We start from the raw sequence: 21,345 nt of genomic DNA on the forward strand, positions 1-21,345 counted from the left end.
CATGGCGGACTCAGTTGTGAAGACCGGTCACGGGGACGGCCGCGGTGACTCCGCGGCCGTCCCGGCCCCCTCCGATCCGGCCGCCGCCGGGTCGGAGGGGGGTACGGAAGAGGTCCTCGGCGACGTCGTCCTCGAGGCGACGGGGCTGACCAAGCACTTCCCGGTGCGCCGGAAGGGCCGGGCCGGGCTGACCGGCCCGCGCCGCGCGGTCCAGGCCGTCGACGACGTCTCCCTGACGTTGCGACGGGGCCGCGTCACCGCGCTGGTCGGCGAGTCCGGCTCGGGCAAGTCGACGGTCGCGCGGCTGCTCGCGCAGCTCTACCCGCGCACCGGCGGTGACATCCAGCTGCACGGCGAGACGGTGAACGTCCGTGGCGGAAAGGCCTTCCGCGCCTACTGCCGCCAGGTCCAGATGATCTTCCAGGACCCGTTCGCGTCGCTGAACCCGGTGCACACGGTGCGGTACCACCTGACGCGGGCGCTGAAGATCCACGGCCGGGCCGGCGACGACCTGGAGCAGGCGCTGCACGACCTGCTGCTGCGCGTCCAGATGACGCCGCCCGAGCGCTACATCGACAAGTTCCCGCACGAGCTGTCCGGCGGGCAGCGCCAGCGCGTCGCGATCGCGCGGGCACTGGGCGCGGACCCCGAGGCCCTGCTGGCCGACGAGCCGGTGTCCATGTTGGACGTCTCCATCCGGCTCGGTGTGCTGAACCTGTTGCGGGACCTCAAGGAACGCCTGCACCTCGCGATCCTCTACATCACCCACGACATCGCGTCAGCGCGCTACTTCGCCGACGAGACGATGGTGATGTACGCCGGCCGGATGGTCGAAGGCGGCGACAGCGAGACGATCACGCAGAACCCGGCGCACCCGTACACGCGCCTGCTCATCGACTCCGCGCCCGACCCGGACCGGCTGGTCGGCGGCAGCGCCGAACTGGACCCCGGTGAAGTTCCGGCCGAGCGCGGCGCCGGCGAACCGCCGAGCCTGATCGACCCGCCGTCCGGCTGCCGGTTCCACCCGCGCTGCCCGGTCGCGATGGAGCGGTGCAAAACCGACCTGCCGCCGCGGTTCGAGGTCGACGACGCACCCGGCCACTGGGCCGCGTGCTGGCTGTACGACGGGGCCGCCCGATGAGGTACCTGCTGCAACGGCTGGCCTTCTACCTCTTCACGGCGTGGGCCGCCGTCACCATCAACTTCTTCATCCCGCGGCTGATCCCCGGTGACCCGGTGCAGTCGCTGATCACGAAGAACCAGGGCACGCTCAGCGCGGACGCGATCCAGTCCCTGTATGTCCTCTTCGGACTGGACAAGAACGAGAGCATGGTCACCCAGTACTTCCACTACTGGGCCCAGCTCTTCCGCGGCGACCTCGGGCTGTCGTTCACGTTCTTCCCGACGCCGGTCACCGAGGTGCTCGGCGACAGTCTGCCGTGGACGATCATCCTGGTCGGCATCACGACGATCATCGGCTTCCTGATCGGCACCGCGCTCGGTGTCGTCGCCGGCTGGAAGCGCGGTTCGTGGGTCGACGGCCTGCTCCCGGTGACGACGTTCCTCTCGTCGGTGCCGTACTTCTGGCTCGGCCTGATCGCCCTGACGCTGCTGGCCGGGCCGGGGAGCTTCTTCCCGTCGTCCGGCGGGTACGACCCGGGCCTGATCCCGGGCTGGGACCCCGACTTCATCGGCAGCGCGATCCAGCACAGCCTGCTGCCCGCGATCACCATCCTGATCAGCTCGATGGGCAGCTGGATACTTGGTATGCGCAACATGATGGTGACCGTCGCGTCGGAGGACTACGTCACCGTCGCGCACGCCAAGGGCCTGCCCGAACGCCGGGTCGCGGTCGGTTACGCGGCGCGCAACGCGCTGCTGCCGAGCGTCTCCGGCTTCGCGCTGGCGCTGGGCTTCATCGTCGGCGGCACGCTGCTCGTGGAGATCGTCTTCTCCTACCCGGGTGTCGGCTTCGAGCTGTTCCAGGCGGTCGGCTCGCAGGACTACCCGCTGATGCAGGGCATCTTCCTGATCATCACGCTGTCGGTGCTGGTGGCGAACCTCCTCGCGGACGTCGCCTACCTCGCGCTCGACCCGCGGACCCGGAAGGCGGGCTGACATGGCGGTACCAGCAGCGGACGTCAAGGCCGCCCAGGCCCTCCCGATCGACGCCATCGCCGGGCGCGCCAAGCGGCGCAAGTTCCGGTTCCTCAGCGGCGGCAAGACGATCACCGGGCTCAGCGTCATCGTGTTCTTCCTGATCATCGCGGTGATCGGTGAGTGGATCGCGCCGTTCGACCCGTCGGCCCGCAGCAACGACCTGCTCGAAGGGCCGTCGGGGCGGCACTGGTTCGGCACCACGCACCTCGGCCAGGACATCTTCAGCCAGGTCCTGGCCGGCACCCGCAGCGTCATGCTCGTCGGCCTCACCGCCGGCGTGGTGGCGACGATCCTCGCGGTCATCGTCGGCGTGACGTCCGGCTACCTCGGCGGGACGCCCGGTGAAGGACTCTCCGCACTGTCCAATGTGTTCCTGGTGATCCCGGCGCTGCCGCTGATCATCATCATCGGCAGCGCGCTGCCGAGCGGCGGTGACTACCTGGTGGCGGTGGTCATCGGGTTCACGTCGTGGGCGTGGGGCGCGCGAGTCCTGCGGGCACAGACGCTTTCGCTGAGAGGCCGGGAGTACGTCGAAGCAGCGCGGGCCACCGGCGAGTCGACGTGGCGGATCATCTTCTTCGAAATCCTGCCGAACCTGACCGCGGTGATCGCGTCCAGCTTTGTCGGCACGGTGATCTTCGCGGTGATGTCGGAGATCACGCTGGCGTTCGTCGGCGTCTCGAGCTTCTCGAACTGGAACTGGGGCACGATCCTGTTCTGGGCGCAGAGCCAGCAGGCGCTGGCCCAGGGCGCCTGGTGGTGGTTCGTGCCGGCCGGGCTGGCGATCGCCGTCCTCGGCACCGCGCTGTCGCTGCTGAACTTCGGCATCGACGAGTTCGTCAGCCCGCGGCTGCGCGGCAGCGGCAAGGCGAAGGTGCGGGACATCCACGGGCGCACGCAGCGCATGCGAGTGGGCTTCACGCCCGTGCTCGGGCGGGAGGAACAGGCATCATGACACCGGTCCTGGAGATCAAGGGTCTCGACGTCGACTACGGCGTCGGCGACGAAGCCGTGCGCGCGGTGCGGGACGTCCACCTGACGCTCAACCGCGGCGAAGTCCTCGGCCTGGCCGGGGAAAGCGGCAGCGGGAAGTCCACTTTGGCCTACGGGCTGACCCGGCTGCTCGCGCCGCCGGGCGTGATCCGCGGCGGCGAGGTGATCTACCACCCCGAGAACGCCGAGCCGTACGACGTCCTGAAGCTGAACCACAAGCAGCTGCGCGACTTCCGCTGGGCCGAGACGTCGATCGTGTTCCAGGGCGCGATGAACTCGCTGAACCCGGTGCACAAGGTCAGCACCCAGCTCGTCGACGTCATCAAGGCGCACGAGCCGGACACGACCCGCGCCGGGCGCGCGGCCCGCGCGAAGGACCTGCTGAAACTGGTCGGCATTTCGGCCGACCGGCTCGACGCGTACCCGCACCAGCTCTCGGGCGGCATGCGCCAGCGCGTGATGATCGCGATGGCGCTGGCGCTCGAACCGCGCGTGGTCATCATGGACGAGCCGACCACCGCGCTCGACGTCGTGATGCAGCGCCAGATCCTCGGTCAGCTCGTGGAACTGCGCGAACGGCTGGGCTTCTCGGTCCTGTTCATCACGCACGACCTTTCGCTGCTGGTCGAGTTCTCCGACCGGATCGCGATCATGTACGGCGGCCGGATCGTCGAACAGGCCCCGGCGTCGGCGCTCTACCGGGACGCACTGCACCCGTACAGCTTCGGCCTGCTGAACTCGTTCCCCGCGCTGCGGGGTCCGCGACGCGAGCTCAGCGGGATCCCGGGTTCCCCGCCGGACACGCGGGGAATGCCGGCCGGCTGCGCGTTCCACCCGCGGTGTCCCAAGGCCTTCGAGCCGTGCGACTCGAAGATCCCCGTGCTGGGCCTGCCCGGCGGCGACGCGTCGCGCGAAGTGGCGTGTTTCCTGCACCCCGTCGCTACCCCCTGAACGTCGCCCGTCCTGTCCGGTACCACTGGAGGAGAGCCGCCTTGACCGAGACCACAGCCGCGACCGCGCAGCAGCAGGCGTTGATCGACAGCCTGCCGCCGGACTTCCGCTGGGGCGTGGCCACCGCCGCGTACCAGATCGAAGGTGCGGTCTCCGAAGACGGGCGTACACCGTCCATCTGGGACACTTTCTGCCAGGTCCCGTGGGCGATCGACAACAATGACAACGGTGACATCGCCTGCGACCACTACCACCGGATGCCGGCGGACATCGGCCTGGTGGACGAGCTGGGCGCGGACACCTACCGGTTTTCCGTGGCGTGGCCCCGGATCCAGCCGCGCGGCCGCGGCCCGGTCAACGAGGCGGGCATCGGGTTCTACGACCGGCTGGTCGACGAGACGCTCGGCAAGGGCATCACGCCGTGGCTGACGCTCTACCACTGGGACCTGCCGCAGGAGCTCGAGGACGCGGGCGGCTGGCCGGCGCGCGACACGGCGTACCGCTTCGCGGACTACTCGATGCTGGTGTTCGACCGGCTCAAGGACCGCGTGCGGCACTGGACGACGTTGAACGAGCCGTGGTGCTCGGCGATGCACGGGTACGTGCACGGCGTGATGGCGCCGGGCCGCCGGGACTACGCGGCCGGGCTGCACGCGGTGCACCACCTGCTGCTGGGCCACGGCCTGGCGACACAGCGGATGCGCGAGGCCGCGCCGCCGGACACGGAGTTCGGCATCACTCTCAACATGTGCACCGCCGACCCGGCGACGGACTCCCCGGAAGACGTCCGCGCGGCGCGTCAGGCCGACGGCCTCGGCGTCCGGATCTACCTGGACCCGCTGGTGCGCGGCGAGTACCCGGACGACGTGGTGGAGGACCTGGCCGCGCGCGGTGTCAAGCTGCCGGTGCAGGACGGTGACCTCGAGATCATCTCGACACCGCTGGACTTCCTGGGCGTGAACTACTACTTCGGCCAGCAGTTCTCCGGCGTCGACGAGCAGGGCAGCGCGGTCGACTCCGACGGCGTCCCGACGTCCCGCGCGGTCCCGTTCGGCGAGCCGACGACGGCGATGGGCTGGGAGATCCTGCCGGACAAGTTCACCGAGCTGCTGACCCGGCTGGGCCGCGACTACCCGAACCTCCCGATGTACATCACGGAGAACGGCTCGGCCTTCGACGACGACCCGGATTCGAGCGGCTTCGTCCGCGACGAGCAGCGCACGGCGTACCTGGCCTCGCACATCGCCGCGGTGGCGGCGGCGCGCAACGCGGGCGCGGACGTCCGGGGCTACTTCGCCTGGTCCCTGTTGGACAACTTCGAATGGGCGTACGGCTACGCGAAGCGGTTCGGCCTGATCCGGGTGGACTACGAAACGCAGGAGAGGACGATCAAGCAGAGCGGCCTCTTCTACCGCGACACGGTGCGCCGGGTCCGCGGCAGTTGAGCTACGTCCGTGAAGGCCTCCTTACCGGCTCTTACGGCCGGTAAGGAGGCCTTCACGGCTTTTCGGTGGTAAGGCTGGCCCCACCAGGGTGGCGGTGGCAGGCCCCATGGTTCGGCCCCGGGGGTTTCCCTAGCTTCGTACGGGTAGCCGACCCCTGGGGGAACCATGAGCGTCCGGACGGAAATCAGACCCGCGCCACCGCAGCGGCCGCCGTGGTGGCGACGGCCGTGGATCGGGCCGCTCGCCTTGCTGGTGCTCGCTTTCCTGGCCTTCTCGCTGCCGCCGTACCTCGCCTTCGATCCGGCGCAGTCGAGGGTGCCGCAGCCGGAAGGCTTTCCCGCGCACTACTGGTTCCTCGTCGCCCACGTGATCTTCGGATCCGTCGCCATGGTGGGGGCCGTGCTGCAGATCTGGCCGTGGCTGCGCCGGACGTACCCCGTTTTCCACCGTTACGCCGGCCGCGCGTACGTCTTCGCCGGGGTGCTGCCGGCCGGGGTCATGGCGCTGACCATCGGTTCGCAGAGCCCGTTCGGCCCGACGACCCGGGTCAGTGACATTGTCGCGGCGCTGCTCTGGCTCGGCTGCACCTTCGCCGGCTGGCGCGCGGTGCGCGAGCGGCGCTTCGGCGACCACCGCAAGTGGATGATCCGCAGTGTGGCGATGACGTTCTCGATCATCGTCAACCGGCTGATCACGCCGATCGCGATGGTCGCGCTGGAGCCGCAGATCCCGACCACGTTCGGCGGCAGCGAGCTGGCCTACTCCCAGAGCGTCGCGGCGATTTCCTCGTGGGGCGGTGTGGCGATCGCGCTCGTCTTCAGCCAGCTGTGGCTCGAGCGGAAGCCAGCCAGCGCGCGATGATCGTCCGCTGGATCTCCGACGCTCCTTCGTAGATGCGCGGCGCGCGGACCTCGCGGTAGAGGTGCTCCAGCAGGTGCCCGCGCCGCAGGGCCCGGGCGCCGTGCAGCTGCACCGCCGAGTCGACGACGAACTGGGCGGCCTCGGTGGCGAATAACTTCGCCATCGCCGCGCGGCCGCCGAGGTTCTGCTCGCCCGCGTCGTACGCGCCCGCCGCCGCGTAGACCAGCAGGCGCGCTGCTTCCGTGCGCGTCGCCATCTCCGCCAGCGCGTGCGCCACCGCCTGCTGCTTGATCAGCGGGCCGCCAAAGGCTTCGCGCTGCCCGGTGTAGTCCACAGTGGCGTCCAACGCGGCTTGCGCCATCCCGACGGCGAACGCGCCGACGCTCGGGCGGAACAGATCGAGGGTCCGCATCGCGACGGCGAAGCCGCGGTTCTCTTCGCCGAGCAGCTCTTCACGCCGGACCTCGACGCCGTCGAACGTGACCGTGCCGATCGGGTGCGGGCTGACCAGGTCCAGGTGCTCGCCGCCCAGGCCCGGGCGCTCGCCGGGGACGACGAACGCGCTGACGCCGCGGGAGCCGGCGCCTTCGGTGGTGCGCGCGAAGACCGTGTAGAAGTCGGCCTCGGGCGCGTTGGAGATCCACATCTTCTCGCCGGTGAGGCGCCAGCCGTCGCCGTCCGGCTCGGCTTTCAGCGAGAGAGCGGCCGCGTCCGAACCGGCGTCCGGTTCGGTGAGCGCGAACGCCGCCACGGCGTCCCCGGCCGCCACCGCGGGCAGCCACTTCGCGACCTGATCGTCCTGTCCGGACTGCAGGATCGGGTAACTTCCCAGGCCCTGCAACGCCAACGCCGTCTCGGCCTCGGTGCTGACGGTGGCGAGGTTCTCGCGAAGGATGCACAGGTCCGTCGCGGCGGCCTGGCGTGACGGCTTCCCGTCGGCGACGCCGGGGAACAACCGCGCGAGGAGGCCGAGCGCGCCCATCGCCTTGAGCAGCGGGCGGTTGACCGCACCCTCCACACCGGACTCGGCGAGCGGGCGCAGCTGCTCTTCGGCCAGTCGCCGGACGTCCGTCGCGAAGGCGAGCTGGTCCGGGTCGAGGGTGAAGGTCATCGCGAAGCTCCCGGTCGCCAGCGGGCGTGGGCGGTGCCGGTCGGCCCCGACCGGACGAGGTCGAGCCGCGGCTCCGGGCCATCCGAACGGCCGGTCTGCGGTCTGCGGTTGCCCGCGGCGAACTGCTTCGGCCAGACGATCGGGTAGCCCTGCTCGGCCGCCGCGTGCAACGTCCACTGTGGATCGTAGAGGTGGGTCCGGCCCAAGGCGCACAGGTCCGCGCGGCCGGCCAGGATCAGCGAGTTCACGTCGTCGTACGACGAGATCGCGCCGACGGCGATCACCGCGATGCCGTACTCCTGCCCGATCTCGTTGCGGATCCGGTCGGCGTACGGCGTCTGGTAACTCCGGCCGTACTGCGGCTTCTCGTCGCACACCACCTGGCCGGTCGAGACGTCGATGCCGTTCGCCCCGTGGGAAGCGAAGGCGCGCGCGATCTCCACGGCGTCGTCGGCGTCGATGCCGCCGTCCGCCCAGTCGGTCGCCGAGATCCGGACGGTCATCGGCCGCTCGGCGGGCCACACCGCACGGACCGCGTCGAAGACTTCGAGCGGGAACCGCAGCCGATTCTCCAGTGAGCCGCCGTAGCCGTCGGTCCGCTGGTTCGTCAACGGCGAGAGGAACGACGAGAGCAGGTAGCCGTGCGCGCAGTGCAGTTCGAGGACGTCGAACCCGGCGCGAGCGGCAGCGAGTGCGCACGCGACGAACTCGTCCCGGATCGCGACCATGTCTGTTGTGGACAGTTCACGGGGGACCTGGTTCCGCTCGGAGTACGGCAGAGCCGAGGGTGCGCAGACTTCCCAGTTGTCCGACGGCAGCGGCTCGTCGATGCCGTCCCACATGAGTTTTGTCGAACCCTTGCGGCCGGAGTGTCCTAATTGGACGCCGATCCGAGCGGGGGACTGGGCGTGCACGAAGTCGACGACCCGCTTCCACCCTGCTTCCTGCTCGGCCGTGTAGAGACCGCCGCAGCCGGGCGTGATCCGCCCTTCGGGCGAGACGCACACCATCTCCGTCATCACCAGGCCGGCGCCGCCGAGGGCCTTGCTGCCCAGGTGCACCAGGTGGAAGTCGCCCGGCACACCGTCCACCGCGGAGTACATGTCCATCGGCGACACGATGATCCGGTTGGGCAGCTCCAGCTCGCCGAGCTTGAACGGCTGGAACATCGGCGGCCGCGACGTCGTGCCGAGCGACCGCGCGAACCAGTGGTCCAGTTCGCCGGCGAACTCCGGGTCGCGCAGGCGGAGGTTGTCGTAGGTGACGCGGCGGCTGCGCGTGAGGATGTTGAACGCGAACTGCGGCGGGTCCTGGTGGGCGTACTGCGCGATGTTCTCGAACCACTCCAGGCTGGCCTGCGCGGCGCGCTGGGTCGACGTCACGACCGGGCGCCGTTCCAGCTCGTACGCCTTGAGCGCCTCCGCGACGCCCGCGTTTTCGTGCAGGCACGCGGCCAGCGCGAGTGCGTCCTCCATGGCCAGCTTCGTGCCGGAGCCGATCGAGAAGTGCGCGGTGTGCGCGGCGTCGCCGAGGAGGACGACGTTGCCGTGCACCCAGGTCTCGCAGCGCACCGTGCCGAACGTGACCCACTTCGAGTTGTTCGCCATGACGCCGTGGCCCTGCAGGACGTCGGCGCACAGCTCGCGGATCAGCGAAATCGACTTCTCGTCACTCTCGCCCGGCTTGAGCGAGGTCGCCGCGATGGAGCCGAACGTCCGCTGCCAGACGTCCTCCTGCACCTCGAGGATGAACGTGCTGCCCTCGCGGCCGTACGGGTAGCCGTGGATCTGCATGATCCCGGCCGGCGTCTCCAGGACGTAGAACTTGAAGGCGTCGAACACCAGGTCCGTGCCGAGCCAGATGTAGCGGCACCGGCGCGTCTCGACGCTCGGCCGGAAGTGCTCGGCGTGTTTCGCGCGGACCGCGGAGTTGACGCCGTCCGCGGCGATGACCAGGTCGTAGCCGGACAGATCCGCCGGGGCCTCTTCGCGGAAGCGCAGTTCGACGCCGAGTTCCGCGCAGCGGTTCTGCAGGATGCCGAGCAGGCGCTTGCGGCTCATCGCGGCGAAGCCGTGGCCGCCCGAGGTGGTGACCGTGTCGCGGTAGTGGACGTCGATGTCGTCCCAGCGGGCGAACTCGGCGCGCATGGCCTCGTGCACGGCCGCGTCGGCGTGTTCGATCCCGCCGAGCGTCTCGTCGGAGAACACCACACCGAAGCCGAAGGTGTCGTCGGGCGCGTTGCGCTCCCAGACGGTGATGTCGTGACCCGGGCCGAGCTGTTTGGTCAGCGCGGCGAAGTACAGGCCCGCCGGGCCGCCGCCGATCACCGCGATACGCACGCCGTCCAGGGTATGTCGTCACGCGTACGACCGTCAATAAGGCGAAAGATGGGCTACCGTGTCCGCATGGAACGCATCAACCCGCCGGAGCTGGGCAAGCCCTCCGGGTTCTCGCACGCGGTGGTCGCCGAGGGCCGGGTCGTCTTCCTCGCCGGGCAGACCGCGCTGGACGCGTCGAACAAGATCGTGGGCGACGGCGTCGTCGGGCAGTTCGAACGCGCGCTCGGCAACTTGCTGACGTCGCTGCGCGCGGCCGGCGGTGAACCCGCGGACCTCTGCAGCGTGACGATCTACATCGTCGACATGGCCGACTACCGGGCGCACGCGCGCGAGATCGGCGCGGTCTGGCGGCGGCTCGCGGGCACCGAGTACCCGGCGATGGCCGGCATCGGCGTCGACCGGCTCTGGGACGAAGAAGCCCTGGTCGAAGTCCAAGGCTTCGCGGTCGTGAGTGTTTAGGGCGGTTAGAACCGCCCTAAACACTCACGACAAGGTGCGGCAGCGGACTCAGCCGAGGTTGATCGCCTTCGAGACGTACGCGCGGGCCGGGTCCTCCAGCCGGGCGTGCAGCTCGAAGAACAGCTCGGCCGCGCGGATGCCCGACCAGTCGCGCGGCAGGAACTCCGCGGGCAGGCCGGGGTCGAGGTAGGGCATCCGCCGCCAGCCGGTCAGGACCCGGACGTAGTCGCCGAAGGCCTCTTCGTCGGCGACGGTCTTGCGCCGCTGCCAGCGGCGCAAAGCCGGGCCGTGCTCGTCGAGGAACGTTGTGTACAGCTCGTCGAGCCGGTCGAGGTCCCACCAGTCACGGACCTTCGCGGCGACGTCGCCGAAGGCCAGGTGATCGGCCCGGAACAGGTCGGCGTACCCCGCGAGACCGAGGCGGGTCAGGGCTTCGGCCGTGACGTCGTGCAGGTGCGCCGGCGCGATCCAGACGCCCGAGGCGGCGGTGCCGAAGCCCATCCGGGCGAGCTGGGTGCGCAGCAGGTGGCGCTTGTGCCGCTCGGTCTCCGGCACCGAGAACACCGCGAGCAGCCAGCCGTCGGCCGGGGTCGCGCGCTCGCGGCGGAAGATCCGCTCGTCACCTTCGCGCAGGATCCCGCGCGCGTCGTCGGACAGTTCGTAACCCGCGGTGGCGTTGCGGCGTACGGCCTCGAGGATCCCGCGTCGCTTCAACCGGGAGATCGACGAGCGCACGGCGGGCTCGTCGACCCCGACGGCGGCCAGCAGATCGATCAGCGACGCGACCGAAAGCCAGCCGCCTTCGGTGCGCGAATAGAGGCCGTACACCGTCACGATGAGCTGGCGAGGCTGGGCCGCACGGCCGGAGCCGTCCAGTTCGGTCGCCTCGGGTACGGCCGTCATCCGGCCACAATAACAACCGGCCGCGGACCACTCCGCTACGATTTCGCCGCGATGCTGCCAGCCACCAAGGGGATCTTCGACCGGCTCACCCGGCGCGGCCGCCTGATGTCCAAGCGGACCTGCGACCGGCAGGGCCACGTGGTGCGCACCGGGCGCTTCCTGTTCCGGACGCCCACCGCGTGGGAGTACGCCGCCGCCGTCGCCTGCGGCAGTGATCCGGCCGCGCAGCGCTGGCTCGGCTGGCAGCGCGACTCCATCGTCGCCCGGGGCGCCCGGGCGGACGCGCTGCGCGTCGTGCCCGGCACCGGGCCGGACTGGGTGTCACCCGATCCGCAGTCGATCGACCTGGTGATGATCGACCTCGAGGCCGGCCGGTGCGTCGGGCTGGTCAGCGTGCACACCGGCGAGGACGGCGGCCCGGAGACCGGCGGCTACCTCGCGCCGGACTACCGCGGCCGCGGCATCGGCCGGGTCCTCTTCGCCACCGGGCTGGTGCTGGCGCACGATCACCTCGGCCTGCCGCGGGTGCGGGCCGGCGCCGAGGTCGGCAACGTCGCGAGCGCGCGGTCCCTGCAGGCCGCCGGGCTGGCGCGCGTCGCCGGGCCACCGACCTACCGGCTGCCCGACGGCCGCGTCACCGAGGCGTGGTGGTTCGAGCACGCCGTCCCGCGAGTGATGCGCTGCGCCGGCCCGCAGGCGACGTGGTTCCGGGCGACGTCGGTGCTCTGAACCCGTCTTGCTCCGAAACCGTCGTGCTCCGAAACCGTCGTGCTCCGAAACTTCGGCGGGCGCCGACGTTTCCCGCACCTACGGTCGGCGCATGACCCAGCTGACCGCCCCGGTACCACCCGTTCCCGCCGACGTCCCGCCCGGCGGTGTCGCCTGGCTGCGCGCGACCGTCGCCCGCTTCAGCAACGGCTCCGAGCACGTCCGGCGGCGCGCCCTCGCCGTGTCGTTGCTCGCCGAGATCGACGAGAACGCGGTGCAGGACAAGGCTTTCGCGTGGACCCAGCGGATCCTCTCGAAAGTCGAAGACGTCGATGTGATGGCCGTGCTCGCCCGGCCGGTGCCGGTCGGGGTGCTCGCGGAAGCGCTGGGGCTGCCCGACGTCTCGGCGGAGGTGGCGCTGGTCGCGGCCGCGTACCACCCGCACGTCACCCCGTCGGAGGCGGCGGAAGCGGCGATGGGACGGCTGATCGGGGCGTGCGGCGGAGTCACCGAACTCGCGGCCGCGCGGATCGGCGTGCTCGTCCAGGCCTGTGACGCCACCGCCGGCCTGATCGGGAACGCGCTTTCCGCGTCACTGGCCGGAAAACCGGGCGAGCTCCTGGCCGACCCGCCGGTGTTGCGGACGCGCCGCCGCGTCGACGGCGAGGACGTCACGGTCGAATTGACCGGGATGCCGTTCGGCGCCGGGCCGCGCGAATGCCCGGGTTCGGCGCACGCGATCGCGCTCGCCACCGGGGTTCTCCAGGCGCTGCGCGGTTTTCGCCTGACAGAAGCGGAAACGGCGTGGGTGTCGTCGCCGAATCTCCGGATGCCTTCGGTGCTGCGGGTGACCCGCGGGAGTTCTGCCGGTGGCCTCTGCTAGAACTACCGCGTTCATTTGTCTGGGGGAAGGCCGGAAATTGCTGTACATGGATGGGCTGCTCGGCTTCGTCACGCTCGGATTGTGGATCTTCTGCTTGGTCGACGTGATCACGACGGACGAGTCGTCGTGCCGCAACCTGCCGAAGATGCTGTGGCTGCTGCTCGTGCTGCTGGTGCCGCTGGTCGGTTCGATCGTCTGGCTGGTCGCGGGCCGGCCGCAGCAGGTCGCGCGTGCCGGTGGCCGCTACGAGCGCAACGCGCCGGCGTTCCCGGAGTACGACCGGCCGGGCCGGTTCGCGGCGGGGAGCCCGGACGACGACGAAGAGTTCCTCCGCAAGTGCCGTGAGCGCGCCGAAGCGCAGCGGAAGCTGGCGCGTGAGAAGGGCACCGAGGCCTGAGCCCGAACACCTCATCGGGGAGCTAGCAGGCAGGGCCTTCGCAGGAGCCGCGTTCGTAGGCCTCCAGCGTCGAGATCACCAGCTGCCGCTCGGCCGGCGTCAACGGCGCCAGCGCGTCGCTCCACGCCCTCGCGCCGCGGGCCAGCCAGGCGTCGACGGCCGGGCGTTTGCCCGGCTGGATGCTGACGATCGTGCGGCGGCGGTCGGCGGGGTCTTCGTCGCGGTTCAGCACGCCCTGGCGGCTGAGGTCGCCGACCATCAGGCTCGCCGTCGTCGGCGCCACCTGGAGGCGGGTGGCCAGCTCGGTCACCGTCATCGGGCCGTCGAACAGCAGGTACGACAGCAGCGAGAGGTGCCGCGGCGCCAGCGTGCAGCCGTTGAGCTCGTCGGGGACCGGCGTGCGCTTCGCCCGGCCGACGAGGCGGGGCATGAGCAGCAGGAGCTGCCGCACGCCGTCCTCGACACTCGGCCCGGCTTCCGTTGACACCGCACTCCTCCCGTCGGTAGCTTTGTTTGCAAAACAAACGCTTCGATCGCTCCCGAGCCTACCTCGGGGCACCGATCGAGCGTACCGGCAAGAAACAGGGGTTGAGATGACGTCCGAGGTTCCCGGGTTGACCGAGGTTCGCGAGATGAACAAGGGGGTCACCGAGGAGTTCCGCGCGAACGCGGGTGTCGTCGGCGGCATGTTCGAGGGCAAGAATGTGCTGCTGCTCACGACGATCGGCGCGAAGAGCGGCGAAGAGCGCCTCTCGCCGCTGGTCTACACCCGCGACGGCGACCGCCTGGTGATCGCCGCGTCCATGGGTGGCGCGCCGAAGAACCCGGCGTGGTTCCACAACCTGGTCGCGAACCCCAAGGTCACGGTCGAGGTCGGCACCGAGAAGTTCGAGGCGACGGCCACGGTGATCGCCGACCGCGCCGAGCGTGACCGCCTGTACGCGGGCATGGTCGCGCACGCCGAGGGCTTCGCCGACTACGAGAAGAAGACCGACCGGATCATCCCGATCGTGGTCCTGGAGCGCTGACCACCGGTCGTGAGTGTTCAGGGCGGTTAGAACCGCCCTGAACACTCACGACAAGCCGCGGCAGACCGGCCGGGCCGCGGGGTCAGGAAACCGACGTCGTCGCGGGGGCGGACTCGACGCGGGGCTCGGCGGGCGGCTGTCCGGCAGCCTCCCGCTCCTCGCGCCGGGCTTCCTTGCGGGTGATGATCCGCTTGCCGACGTCGATCATGGGCTTCTCGACCCAGCGGTGGATCAGGTCCGCGATCGCCAGGCCGACCAGGAACACCGTCACCGCCGTGACCGTCCGGTTCACCACGAGCCCCGGCACCGCCTGGACGACGACGAAGTGCACCGGACCCTGCAGCAGGTAGAGCGAGTACGACCGCTCGCCGACGAAGCGCATCGGGGCCGTGCCGAGCAGCCAGCGCAGCGGGCCCGGGCTGACCAGGACGATCAGCAGCAGCATCGTCAGCACCGTGTACCCCACGAGCAGCAGCAGGTTCTGCCCCGACTCGTTCCACAGGGTGTCGAGGTTCGTGTGCAGCAGCGCGAACGCGGCGACGATCGGGATCGCGGCCAGCGGGTGCGTCAGCGGCTTCAGCAGCGTGTACCCGCGGCGGTAGTGCAGCAGGATCGCCAGCAGGCAGCCGCTGGCCAGGATGAAGTAGTGGATGGTCGAGGTGTAGATCGCGGTCTTCGACGCGCCCAGCACCCAGCCGCCGGTGGTCAGCGGCACCAGCGCCAGCAGCGCGACCATCGCCGCGCCGACCAGCAGGAACTTGCGCTTGGCCGCGCCGATCCCGATCGCGACCAGCAGGAACGGCCAGACCAGGTAGAACTTCTCCTCGATGCCCAGCGTCCACGAGCCGCTGAAGAAGTTGTCGGCGCCGTTGCCGCCCGAACCGGGGAAGAACTCGTTGAGGAACGTCAGGTAGTACTTCAGCGCGTGCGGGAAATCGCGGCTGAGGAACTCGGCGCGCAGGAGCACGAACGCGACGATGCCGCCGAGGATCACCAGGTACGGCGGCAGGATCCGGAAGACCCGCCGGATGTAGAAGTTCGACAGCGAGATCCGGCCGGTGCGGTCCTGCTCGCGCAGCAGCAGCGTCGTGATCAGGAAGCCGGACAGCACGAAGAAGATGTAGACGCCGACCCAGCCCGACAGCCAGCCCCAGTTCGGGCCGCCGAAGTGGAAGAAGATGACCATCGTCGCGGCCAGCGCGCGCAGGCCGTCGAGCCCGGGGAAGCGCCGGCTGCCGAGGTAGTCCTCATGGCTCATCGTGCGCAAGACGTTCCCCCATCGGTGTGACAGTCGGGGGCGAGTATAGGGCGTGGCTACGGCCGCCCCGGCCGTGTGGGGCGGGGCAAGCGCGTCCGGGCGAACGCGATCAGGGCGCGGGCCGCCGGTCCGATCGGGCCCTGATCGCGCCAGGCCAGCGCGAGTACGCCGCGCAGCCGCGGCCGGACGATGTCGATCACCCGCACGTCACCTTCGTGGTAGCGGGCCAGGGATTCCGGCACCACCGCCACGCCGAGGCCGCGCACCGCCAGCTGCACCAGCACGTTCGGGTCGGCCGCCTCGAACGCGATCCGCGGGGTCAGCCCTTCGGCCGCGAACGCCCGGTCCAGCGCCGTGCGCAGGCCGGTGCCTTTCGGCAGGGCCATCAACGGCGGCCCGGCCAGGTCGGCCAGCGCGACTTCCGCGCGGTCGGCCAGCGGCCCGGACGGCGCCGTGACGGCCAGGAACGGCTCGTCGATCAGCACCTGCGTCGTGATGCCCGGCGGCGGCTCCGCCGCGAGACCGACCACGGCCAGGTCGAGCCGGCCCTCCTGCAGCGCCGTCAGCATCGTGTCGGAGTTGGCCTCGGCCAGCGTGATCTCCACCGCCGGGTACCGCTCGTGGAAGCCGGCCAGCAGGTCCGGCAGCCCGACCGGCCCCGCCGACGTCACGGCGCCGAGCGCGACCTGGCCGCGGACCAGCCCGGCCAGCTCGTCGACGGCCTCGTGCACGCCCCGCACCGCCGCGAGCGCGGCCCGGGCGTGGGGCAGCGCGGCCGCGCCGACGTCGGTGAGCCGCACCGTGCGGCCGGAGCGGTCCAGCAGCTCCTGCCCCAGCTCCCGCTCGAGGCGCCGGATCTGGGCGCTCACCCCGGGCTGGGCGACGTGCAGCCGCTCCGCCGCGCGCGTGAAGTTGCCTTCCTCCGCGACGGCGACGAAGTACGCGAGCTGATGCAGTTCCATAAGCACTGATTCTAGCCGGGATAAAAACCAGATCTTGGACTTCTGATCGTCGCGGGCCGAAGGTGGAGGGAGCACCGAAGGAGGAGTTCACGATGGACGTCACCCCGCTCACCGGCCAGGTCTTCCGGCCCGGTCAGGACGGCTACGACGACGAGGTCGCCGGCTTCCAGCTCGCCGTCGCCACCGCGCCCGCCGTGGTCGTCGGCGCCGAGACCGCCGACGACGTCGTCACCGCCGTCCGGTTCGCCGCCGCCCACGGCCTGCGCGTCTCCGTGCAGGCCACCGGTCACGGCCTGACCGCGGGCACCGAAGGACTGCTGATCAGCACCCGCCGGCTGGCCGGCGTCGAGATTGACGCCGAGGCCGGCACCGCCCGCGTCGAGGCCGGGGTCCGCTGGGGCGCGGTGCTCGAAGCCGCCGCGAAGCACGGGCTCGCCCCGCTCAGCGGCTCGTCGCCGGACGTCGGCGTCGTCGGCTACACGCTCAGCGGCGGCTTCGGGCTGATGGCCCGGAAGTACGGTCGCGCCGCCGACCACGTGCGCGCGATCGACGTCGTGACCGCCGACGGCTCGCTTCGGCACGTCGAGGCGGGTTCGGACCTGTTCTGGGCGCTGCGCGGCGGCCGGGCGGACTTCGGCATCGTCACCGCGCTGGAAATGGACCTGGTTCCGGTCACCGAGCTGTACGGCGGTGGCCTCTACTTCGACACGGCGGACATCCCCGCCGTGCTGCGGGCCTGGCGCACGTGGGCGTCGAGCGCACCCGACACGCTCACGACGTCGCTCGCCATGATCCCGTACCCCGACCTGCCGATGGTGCCGGAGACCTTGCGCGGCAAGCACATCGCGCACGTCCGGGTCGCGTACCTCGGCGACGGCGGGGACGACCTCGTCGCGCCGCTTCGGGCCGCGGCGCCGGCGCTGATGGACACGCTGAAGCGGATGCCGTTCAGCGAGTCCGGCTCGATCGCGGCCGAGCCACCGCACCCGCACGGCTACCACGGCACCAACACGACGGTCACCCAGCTCAACGACGCCATGCTCGACGCGATCGTCGAGCACGCCGGCCCCGGCGCGGAGGTCGGCACGGTGCTGATCGTCGACCGGCTGGGCGGCGCGCTCACCCGGCCGCCGGAGGTGCCGGGGGTCGGCTGGGACAGGCAGGCGGAGTTCGTCGTCCGAGCGCTTTCGGTGGTCGAGGCCGGGATCGAGCCCGTCCGCAAGGCGCACGCGAAGCTGTTCGACGCGCTGACGCCGTGGTCGAGCGGGCGGCTGCTGCCGTTCGTGTACGGCGAGCACGACCCGGCGGAGGTCGCCGAGAGCGTCTACCCGGCGGATGACCTGCGGCGGTTGCGGGAGCTGAAGCGCGAGTACGACCCGAAGGCCACCTTCGGTTCTTGACACGACGTCAACAGCGGCGTTTCCTGAGGGCGGAACCCGCTCGGGCGAGGAGGCGTGCCCATGGCCGCGACCGCCCTCCGGGACGCCGTTCTCGGCGCCGGGCTGCTGGCCGCCAGCGCGAACGTGATCATGCAGCTGTCCCGGGCCCCCGTCGGGCACGGCGTGGTGGAGAGCAAGGTCGACAGCGGCAACCTCTTCCGGCACCCGGTGAAGCGGACGCGGACCACGCTCACCTATATCGCCGTCGCCACGATGGGCACCGACGCCGAGCGCGCCGCCTACCGCCGCGGCGTCGACCAGGCTCACGCGCAGGTCCACTCGGACCCGGACAGCCCGGTCGCCTACAACGCGTTCGACACCGATCTCCAGCTCTGGGTCGCCGCCTGCCTCTACAAGGGCTTCGAGGACGTCCACCTCGCGTTCCTCGGCGGCGACCCGGAGCGCTTCTATCGCGAAGCCGCGGCGCTCGGCACGACGTTGCAGGTCCGGCCCGGGATGTGGCCGGAGGACCGCGAAGCGTTCGAGGAGTACTGGACCCGGGGGCTCGCCGAGGTCGCCATCGACGACACCGTCCGCCGGTACCTCACCGACCTCGTCGACCTGCGGTTCCTGCACCCGGTCGCGGCCGCGACCGGCCGGCGCTTCCACCGGTTCGTCACCACCGGCTTCCTGCCGCCGCGCTTCCGCGCGGAGATGCGCCTGACCTGGACCCCGGCCGATCAGCGCCGGTTCGACGCGCTCCTGCGCCGCGTCGGCGTGCTGGTCCGGCTGAGCCCCGGCCCGCTGCGGCGCTTCCCCTACAACCTCTGCCTCTGGGACCTGCGCCGCCGGCTGCGCACCGGGCGTCCGCCGGTCTGAATCGCCCCGTTACAGTGTCGGGTCGACACCGGCCACCCGAGGGGATTCCATGACGGCGATCGAGGCGGACGTCGAACCGCCGGTGACCGCGCCGGCCCGCCGCGGCCCGCTGATCGCCGTTTCGGTGCTCCTGGCGGCTCTTTTCCTCGTCGGCGCCTGGGCGGCCTGGTTCCTCACGATCGACGACGCCTTCATCAGCTTCCGCTACTCGGCGAACTTCGCGGCCGGGCACGGCCCGGTGTGGAACGTCGACGGCCCGCGCGTCGAGGGCTTCACGAACTTCGCCTGGGTCGTCTGGTCCGGGCTCGGCGCGTGGCTCGGGCTGGCGCTGCCGCTGTTCACCAAGGTGACGTCGCTGCTGCTCGGCCTGGGCACGCTGTACCTGCTCATCCGCGAAGGCCACCGCCGTGCGGGCCTCACCGGCGTGCTGGTCGGCGCGGGCGCGTACGTCGTGTTCCTGCCGACCTACTTCCACATCACGGCCGGCCTCGAGACGGCCGCGTTCGCCGCGGTGCTGCTGCGCGTCGTCGTGCTCGGCCTGCGGGTCCTGGCGAACGAACGCGTGCGCGTCTGGGAGCCGCCGGTCCTGCTGCTCCTGCTCGGCATGCTCCGGCCCGAAGGCGTGCTGGCCGCGCTGCCGGTCTTCCTGCTGTGGTTCTGGCGCGAGCGCGGGGCCGCGCGCTGGTGGTGGAGCGGCGGCGCGGTTGTCGTCGGCGCCGCGTACTTCGTGTGGCGCTGGCGGTTCTACGGCCAGCTGCTGCCGAACACCTTCTACGTCAAGTTCGGCAACCTCGACTCCGGCTGGATCTGGACCAAGCACACGACGTTGCTGCTGCTCCCGCTCCTGCTGCTGACGCTCTCGCTGCTGCTCCGCAAGGCGACGCGCGCGATCGGCGCGCTGCTCGTGGTGACCGTCGCGGTCACGTACGTGACGTACGCGGTGTCCGGGCCGACCATGGACTACCTCGACCGCTTCGCCGACCACGCGATCCCCGTGCTCTGCCTGGGTGCCGGGATCGCCGCCGGGACGCTGGCGCCGCGGGTCGTCGGCGCCCTGCTCGGGCTGGTGGCCGTCGGCTGGTCGGCCGTCGCCGGCGCGAGCGCGCCCGACCTCGGCGTGATCGCGAACTACGGCCCCGACCTGCAACGCGCGCACATCGCGATCGGCAAGGGCCTGGCCGAGGCCGACGTCCCGGCGCCGGCCCGCAGCCTCGCCGTCACCGACGCCGGCGCGATCCCGTACTACAGCGGCTGGCAGTCGATCGACTACATCGGCCTCAACGACCCGAAGATCTCCCGCGGCGCGGACCCGACGCAGGTCGTCATGCAGGCGCACCCGACGGTCATCGTGGTGACCGCGAACGGCCCGGAGCCCGAGGGCAAGCGCTACGGCTTCGACTTCCCGCGGGCGACCGTGGGCTACCAGAAGGTCGCGGCCGTCGAGATGCGCGCTGGTTACTGGCAGGACGTCTACGCGCTGCCGCAGTACGCGGACACGATCGGCGAGCACGTCCGGCGGCAGGCCGACACGGCCGGGCAGGCCAACGACCCGGGCCGGCCGGAGGACACCGTCGACCGCTGGCTGGACCGGCTGCGCTCGCAGCTGCCGTTCTGAGGAAGGCTCGCTGCGAGTTGACCGCTTCGCGCGCGGGCGCGAAGGTGGGCCGATGAGCAGCGATGAGCTCCGTCACGGCGTCAAGTTGAGCAGTCTCGACCAGGAGGTCTTCCCCGGCGCGGGGGCCACCAAGCGCGAGATGCTGGACTACCTCGAAGCGGTCGCCGACCGGATGCTGCCGGAGCTGCGCGACCGGCCGCTGTCGGTGGTGCGGGTGCTGCGCGGCCAGGGGCCGTTCATGCAGAAGAACCTGCCGAAGTACACGCCGGACTGGGTCGAGCGGATGCCGCTGTGGGCCGACCGCTCGCGCCGCGAAGTCATCTACGCGCTGGGCAACGACCTGCGCACGCTGATCTGGTTCGGCAACCAGCGGGCGATCGAGTACCACGTGACGCTCTTCCGCGGCGAGCCCACGACCGGGCCGACGCACCTGGTCCTCGACCTCGACCCGCCGGAGGAAGGCCCGTTCAGGCTGGCGATCGACGCCGCGAAGCTGGTGCGCGAGGCACTGCAGGCCGACGGCCTCGACGGCGCCGTCAAGACCAGTGGCTCGAAAGGCCTGCACGTCTTCATCCCGCTCGCCCCGGGCCAGTCGACCGAGGACATCGCGGCGGCCACCCGCGCGGTCGCGGCCCGCGCCGAGCGCATCGACCCGGCCCGCGGCACGACGGAGTTCGTCAAGGAACGCCGTGAGGGCAAGGTCTTCCTGGACTCGACCCGCTCCGGCGGCGGCACGGTCGTCTGCGTCTACAGCCCCCGCAACCGCCCGGGCGCGCCGGTGTCGTTCCCGGTCCGCTGGGCCGACCTGGACGGGGTCAAGCCGTCGGACTTCACGGTGCACACGGCGCCGGGTCTTCTGGCCGGCGGCGACCCGTGGACCGAGGAGATGCCGGAGCCGTTCGTGCTGCCGGCGGACCTGGTCGAGGAGGGCCACACGATCCCGATCGCCCGGGTGGCCGCGATGCACGAGGGCAAACGCCGCGCCAAGGCCGCCCGCGAGTCCGGCTGACCCAG

General features: G+C 71.0%; 21 protein-coding genes. 15 read left to right on the forward strand and 6 right to left on the reverse strand.

Annotated features, from left to right (window positions below):
* Nucleotides 1–16: 16 nt before the first annotated feature.
* The 6 genes from OG494_RS42310 to OG494_RS42335 all read left to right on the forward strand — a co-directional run bounded on the left by OG494_RS42310 (nt 17) and on the right by OG494_RS42335 (nt 6,410).
* Complete coding sequence (locus OG494_RS42310; RefSeq protein ID WP_442874348.1) at nt 17–1,141, forward strand: ABC transporter ATP-binding protein; 1,125 nt, start codon at nt 17–19, stop codon at nt 1,139–1,141.
* The gene (locus OG494_RS42315; RefSeq protein WP_328448506.1) at nt 1,138–2,118 is read left to right on the forward strand and encodes an ABC transporter permease; all 981 of its coding nucleotides are present in this window, start codon (nt 1,138–1,140) and stop codon (nt 2,116–2,118) included. The genes OG494_RS42310 and OG494_RS42315 overlap by 4 nt, the downstream gene beginning before the upstream one ends.
* 1 nt (nt 2,119) lies before the next feature.
* The gene (locus OG494_RS42320; protein WP_328448508.1) at nt 2,120–3,115 is read left to right on the forward strand and encodes an ABC transporter permease; all 996 of its coding nucleotides are present in this window, start codon (nt 2,120–2,122) and stop codon (nt 3,113–3,115) included.
* On the forward strand, nt 3,112–4,104 hold the full coding sequence (locus OG494_RS42325; RefSeq protein WP_328448510.1) for an ABC transporter ATP-binding protein: 993 nt from the start codon (nt 3,112–3,114) through the stop codon (nt 4,102–4,104). The genes OG494_RS42320 and OG494_RS42325 overlap by 4 nt, the downstream gene beginning before the upstream one ends.
* Before the next feature lie 41 nt (nt 4,105–4,145).
* The gene (locus OG494_RS42330) at nt 4,146–5,549 is read left to right on the forward strand and encodes a GH1 family beta-glucosidase (RefSeq protein ID WP_328448512.1); all 1,404 of its coding nucleotides are present in this window, start codon (nt 4,146–4,148) and stop codon (nt 5,547–5,549) included.
* A gap of 231 nt (nt 5,550–5,780) precedes the next feature.
* On the forward strand, nt 5,781–6,410 hold the full coding sequence (locus tag OG494_RS42335; RefSeq protein ID WP_442874530.1) for a DUF2306 domain-containing protein: 630 nt from the start codon (nt 5,781–5,783) through the stop codon (nt 6,408–6,410).
* Here the strand turns inward: OG494_RS42335 and OG494_RS42340 are convergent.
* Both OG494_RS42340 and OG494_RS42345 read right to left on the reverse strand, forming a co-directional pair.
* On the reverse strand, nt 6,367–7,521 hold the full coding sequence (locus OG494_RS42340) for an acyl-CoA dehydrogenase family protein (RefSeq protein ID WP_328448516.1): 1,155 nt from the start codon (nt 7,519–7,521) through the stop codon (nt 6,367–6,369). The two genes, OG494_RS42335 and OG494_RS42340, sit on opposite strands and share 44 nt — an antisense overlap.
* Nucleotides 7,518–9,860 carry a bifunctional salicylyl-CoA 5-hydroxylase/oxidoreductase gene (locus OG494_RS42345; RefSeq protein ID WP_328448518.1) on the reverse strand — a complete coding sequence of 781 codons (2,343 nt, stop codon included), beginning with the start codon at nt 9,858–9,860 and terminating at the stop codon, nt 7,518–7,520. Before OG494_RS42345 ends, OG494_RS42340 begins: the two co-directional genes overlap by 4 nt.
* 66 nt (nt 9,861–9,926) lie before the next feature.
* Here OG494_RS42345 and OG494_RS42350 point away from each other — a divergent pair, with 66 nt between their 5' ends.
* Complete coding sequence (locus tag OG494_RS42350) at nt 9,927–10,319, forward strand: RidA family protein (RefSeq protein WP_328448520.1); 393 nt, start codon at nt 9,927–9,929, stop codon at nt 10,317–10,319.
* Nucleotides 10,320–10,367: 48 nt separating this feature from the next.
* On the opposite strand, the gene OG494_RS42355 is transcribed toward OG494_RS42350, so the two are convergent.
* Nucleotides 10,368–11,222, reverse strand: a complete 855-nt coding sequence (locus OG494_RS42355) for a PaaX family transcriptional regulator (RefSeq protein WP_328448521.1) — start codon at nt 11,220–11,222, stop codon at nt 10,368–10,370.
* Nucleotides 11,223–11,273: 51 nt separating this feature from the next.
* Here OG494_RS42355 and OG494_RS42360 point away from each other — a divergent pair, with 51 nt between their 5' ends.
* The 3 genes from OG494_RS42360 to OG494_RS42370 all read left to right on the forward strand — a co-directional run bounded on the left by OG494_RS42360 (nt 11,274) and on the right by OG494_RS42370 (nt 13,210).
* On the forward strand, nt 11,274–11,951 hold the full coding sequence (locus OG494_RS42360) for a GNAT family N-acetyltransferase (protein ID WP_328448523.1): 678 nt from the start codon (nt 11,274–11,276) through the stop codon (nt 11,949–11,951).
* A gap of 91 nt (nt 11,952–12,042) precedes the next feature.
* Nucleotides 12,043–12,813 (forward strand): hypothetical protein, encoded by a 771-nt coding sequence (locus OG494_RS42365; RefSeq protein WP_328448525.1) that lies wholly within the window; start codon nt 12,043–12,045, stop codon nt 12,811–12,813.
* A 37-nt stretch (nt 12,814–12,850) separates the two neighbouring features.
* A complete protein-coding gene (locus OG494_RS42370) occupies nt 12,851–13,210 on the forward strand; it encodes a PLDc N-terminal domain-containing protein (protein WP_328448526.1) in 360 nt (119 codons plus the stop codon).
* 22 nt (nt 13,211–13,232) lie between these two features.
* Here OG494_RS42370 and OG494_RS42375 read toward each other — a convergent pair whose 3' ends face one another.
* Entirely contained in the window at nt 13,233–13,697 is a 465-nt protein-coding gene (locus OG494_RS42375; protein ID WP_328448528.1) for a MarR family winged helix-turn-helix transcriptional regulator, read from the reverse strand.
* Between the two features lie 145 nt (nt 13,698–13,842).
* Here OG494_RS42375 and OG494_RS42380 point away from each other — a divergent pair, with 145 nt between their 5' ends.
* Nucleotides 13,843–14,238 (forward strand): nitroreductase family deazaflavin-dependent oxidoreductase, encoded by a 396-nt coding sequence (locus tag OG494_RS42380; RefSeq protein ID WP_328448530.1) that lies wholly within the window; start codon nt 13,843–13,845, stop codon nt 14,236–14,238.
* 82 nt (nt 14,239–14,320) lie between these two features.
* Here OG494_RS42380 and OG494_RS42385 read toward each other — a convergent pair whose 3' ends face one another.
* Together OG494_RS42385 and OG494_RS42390 are read right to left on the reverse strand one after the other, a co-directional pair.
* Nucleotides 14,321–15,496: an acyltransferase family protein gene (locus OG494_RS42385; RefSeq protein ID WP_328448532.1), complete on the reverse strand. Its 1,176-nt coding sequence runs from the start codon at nt 15,494–15,496 to the stop codon at nt 14,321–14,323.
* A 56-nt stretch (nt 15,497–15,552) separates the two neighbouring features.
* Nucleotides 15,553–16,458 carry a LysR family transcriptional regulator gene (locus OG494_RS42390; protein ID WP_328448534.1) on the reverse strand — a complete coding sequence of 302 codons (906 nt, stop codon included), beginning with the start codon at nt 16,456–16,458 and terminating at the stop codon, nt 15,553–15,555.
* 92 nt (nt 16,459–16,550) lie between these two features.
* Between OG494_RS42390 and OG494_RS42395 the strand changes: the two genes are divergently transcribed.
* From OG494_RS42395 to ligD, 4 genes are read left to right on the forward strand one after another with little or no spacing between them, the layout of a single operon-like run.
* Complete coding sequence (locus OG494_RS42395) at nt 16,551–17,858, forward strand: FAD-binding oxidoreductase (RefSeq protein ID WP_328448536.1); 1,308 nt, start codon at nt 16,551–16,553, stop codon at nt 17,856–17,858.
* A gap of 60 nt (nt 17,859–17,918) precedes the next feature.
* Entirely contained in the window at nt 17,919–18,716 is a 798-nt protein-coding gene (locus OG494_RS42400; protein WP_328448538.1) for an oxygenase MpaB family protein, read from the forward strand.
* A gap of 49 nt (nt 18,717–18,765) precedes the next feature.
* Nucleotides 18,766–20,331, forward strand: coding sequence for a hypothetical protein (locus OG494_RS42405; RefSeq protein WP_328448540.1), 1,566 nt, complete (start codon nt 18,766–18,768; stop codon nt 20,329–20,331).
* A gap of 52 nt (nt 20,332–20,383) precedes the next feature.
* Nucleotides 20,384–21,340, forward strand: coding sequence for a non-homologous end-joining DNA ligase (gene ligD, locus OG494_RS42410; protein ID WP_328448541.1), 957 nt, complete (start codon nt 20,384–20,386; stop codon nt 21,338–21,340).
* Nucleotides 21,341–21,345: the final 5 nt, after the last annotated feature.

This window comes from Amycolatopsis sp. NBC_00438 (assembly GCF_036026695.1).
Lineage (GTDB): Bacteria > Actinomycetota > Actinomycetes > Mycobacteriales > Pseudonocardiaceae > Amycolatopsis.

Excerpts from the sequence above, each read along its gene's own strand:
- OG494_RS42340 (WP_328448516.1), bottom strand. The coding sequence starts at position 7,521 with ATGACCTTCACCCTCGACCCGGACCAGCTCGCCTTCGCGACGGACGTC.
- OG494_RS42355 (WP_328448521.1), bottom strand. The coding sequence starts at position 11,222 with ATGACGGCCGTACCCGAGGCGACCGAACTGGACGGCTCCGGCCGTGCG.
- OG494_RS42390 (WP_328448534.1), bottom strand. The coding sequence starts at position 16,458 with ATGGAACTGCATCAGCTCGCGTACTTCGTCGCCGTCGCGGAGGAAGGC.
- OG494_RS42400 (WP_328448538.1), top strand. The coding sequence starts at position 17,919 with ATGGCCGCGACCGCCCTCCGGGACGCCGTTCTCGGCGCCGGGCTGCTG.
- OG494_RS42395 (WP_328448536.1), top strand. The coding sequence starts at position 16,551 with ATGGACGTCACCCCGCTCACCGGCCAGGTCTTCCGGCCCGGTCAGGAC.
- OG494_RS42405 (WP_328448540.1), top strand. The coding sequence starts at position 18,766 with ATGACGGCGATCGAGGCGGACGTCGAACCGCCGGTGACCGCGCCGGCC.
- OG494_RS42320 (WP_328448508.1), top strand. The coding sequence starts at position 2,120 with ATGGCGGTACCAGCAGCGGACGTCAAGGCCGCCCAGGCCCTCCCGATC.
- OG494_RS42380 (WP_328448530.1), top strand. The coding sequence starts at position 13,843 with ATGAACAAGGGGGTCACCGAGGAGTTCCGCGCGAACGCGGGTGTCGTC.
- OG494_RS42385 (WP_328448532.1), bottom strand. The coding sequence starts at position 15,496 with ATGAGCCATGAGGACTACCTCGGCAGCCGGCGCTTCCCCGGGCTCGAC.
- OG494_RS42350 (WP_328448520.1), top strand. The coding sequence starts at position 9,927 with ATGGAACGCATCAACCCGCCGGAGCTGGGCAAGCCCTCCGGGTTCTCG.
- OG494_RS42365 (WP_328448525.1), top strand. The coding sequence starts at position 12,043 with ATGACCCAGCTGACCGCCCCGGTACCACCCGTTCCCGCCGACGTCCCG.
- ligD (WP_328448541.1), top strand. The coding sequence starts at position 20,384 with ATGAGCAGCGATGAGCTCCGTCACGGCGTCAAGTTGAGCAGTCTCGAC.
- OG494_RS42315 (WP_328448506.1), top strand. The coding sequence starts at position 1,138 with ATGAGGTACCTGCTGCAACGGCTGGCCTTCTACCTCTTCACGGCGTGG.
- OG494_RS42325 (WP_328448510.1), top strand. The coding sequence starts at position 3,112 with ATGACACCGGTCCTGGAGATCAAGGGTCTCGACGTCGACTACGGCGTC.
- OG494_RS42360 (WP_328448523.1), top strand. The coding sequence starts at position 11,274 with ATGCTGCCAGCCACCAAGGGGATCTTCGACCGGCTCACCCGGCGCGGC.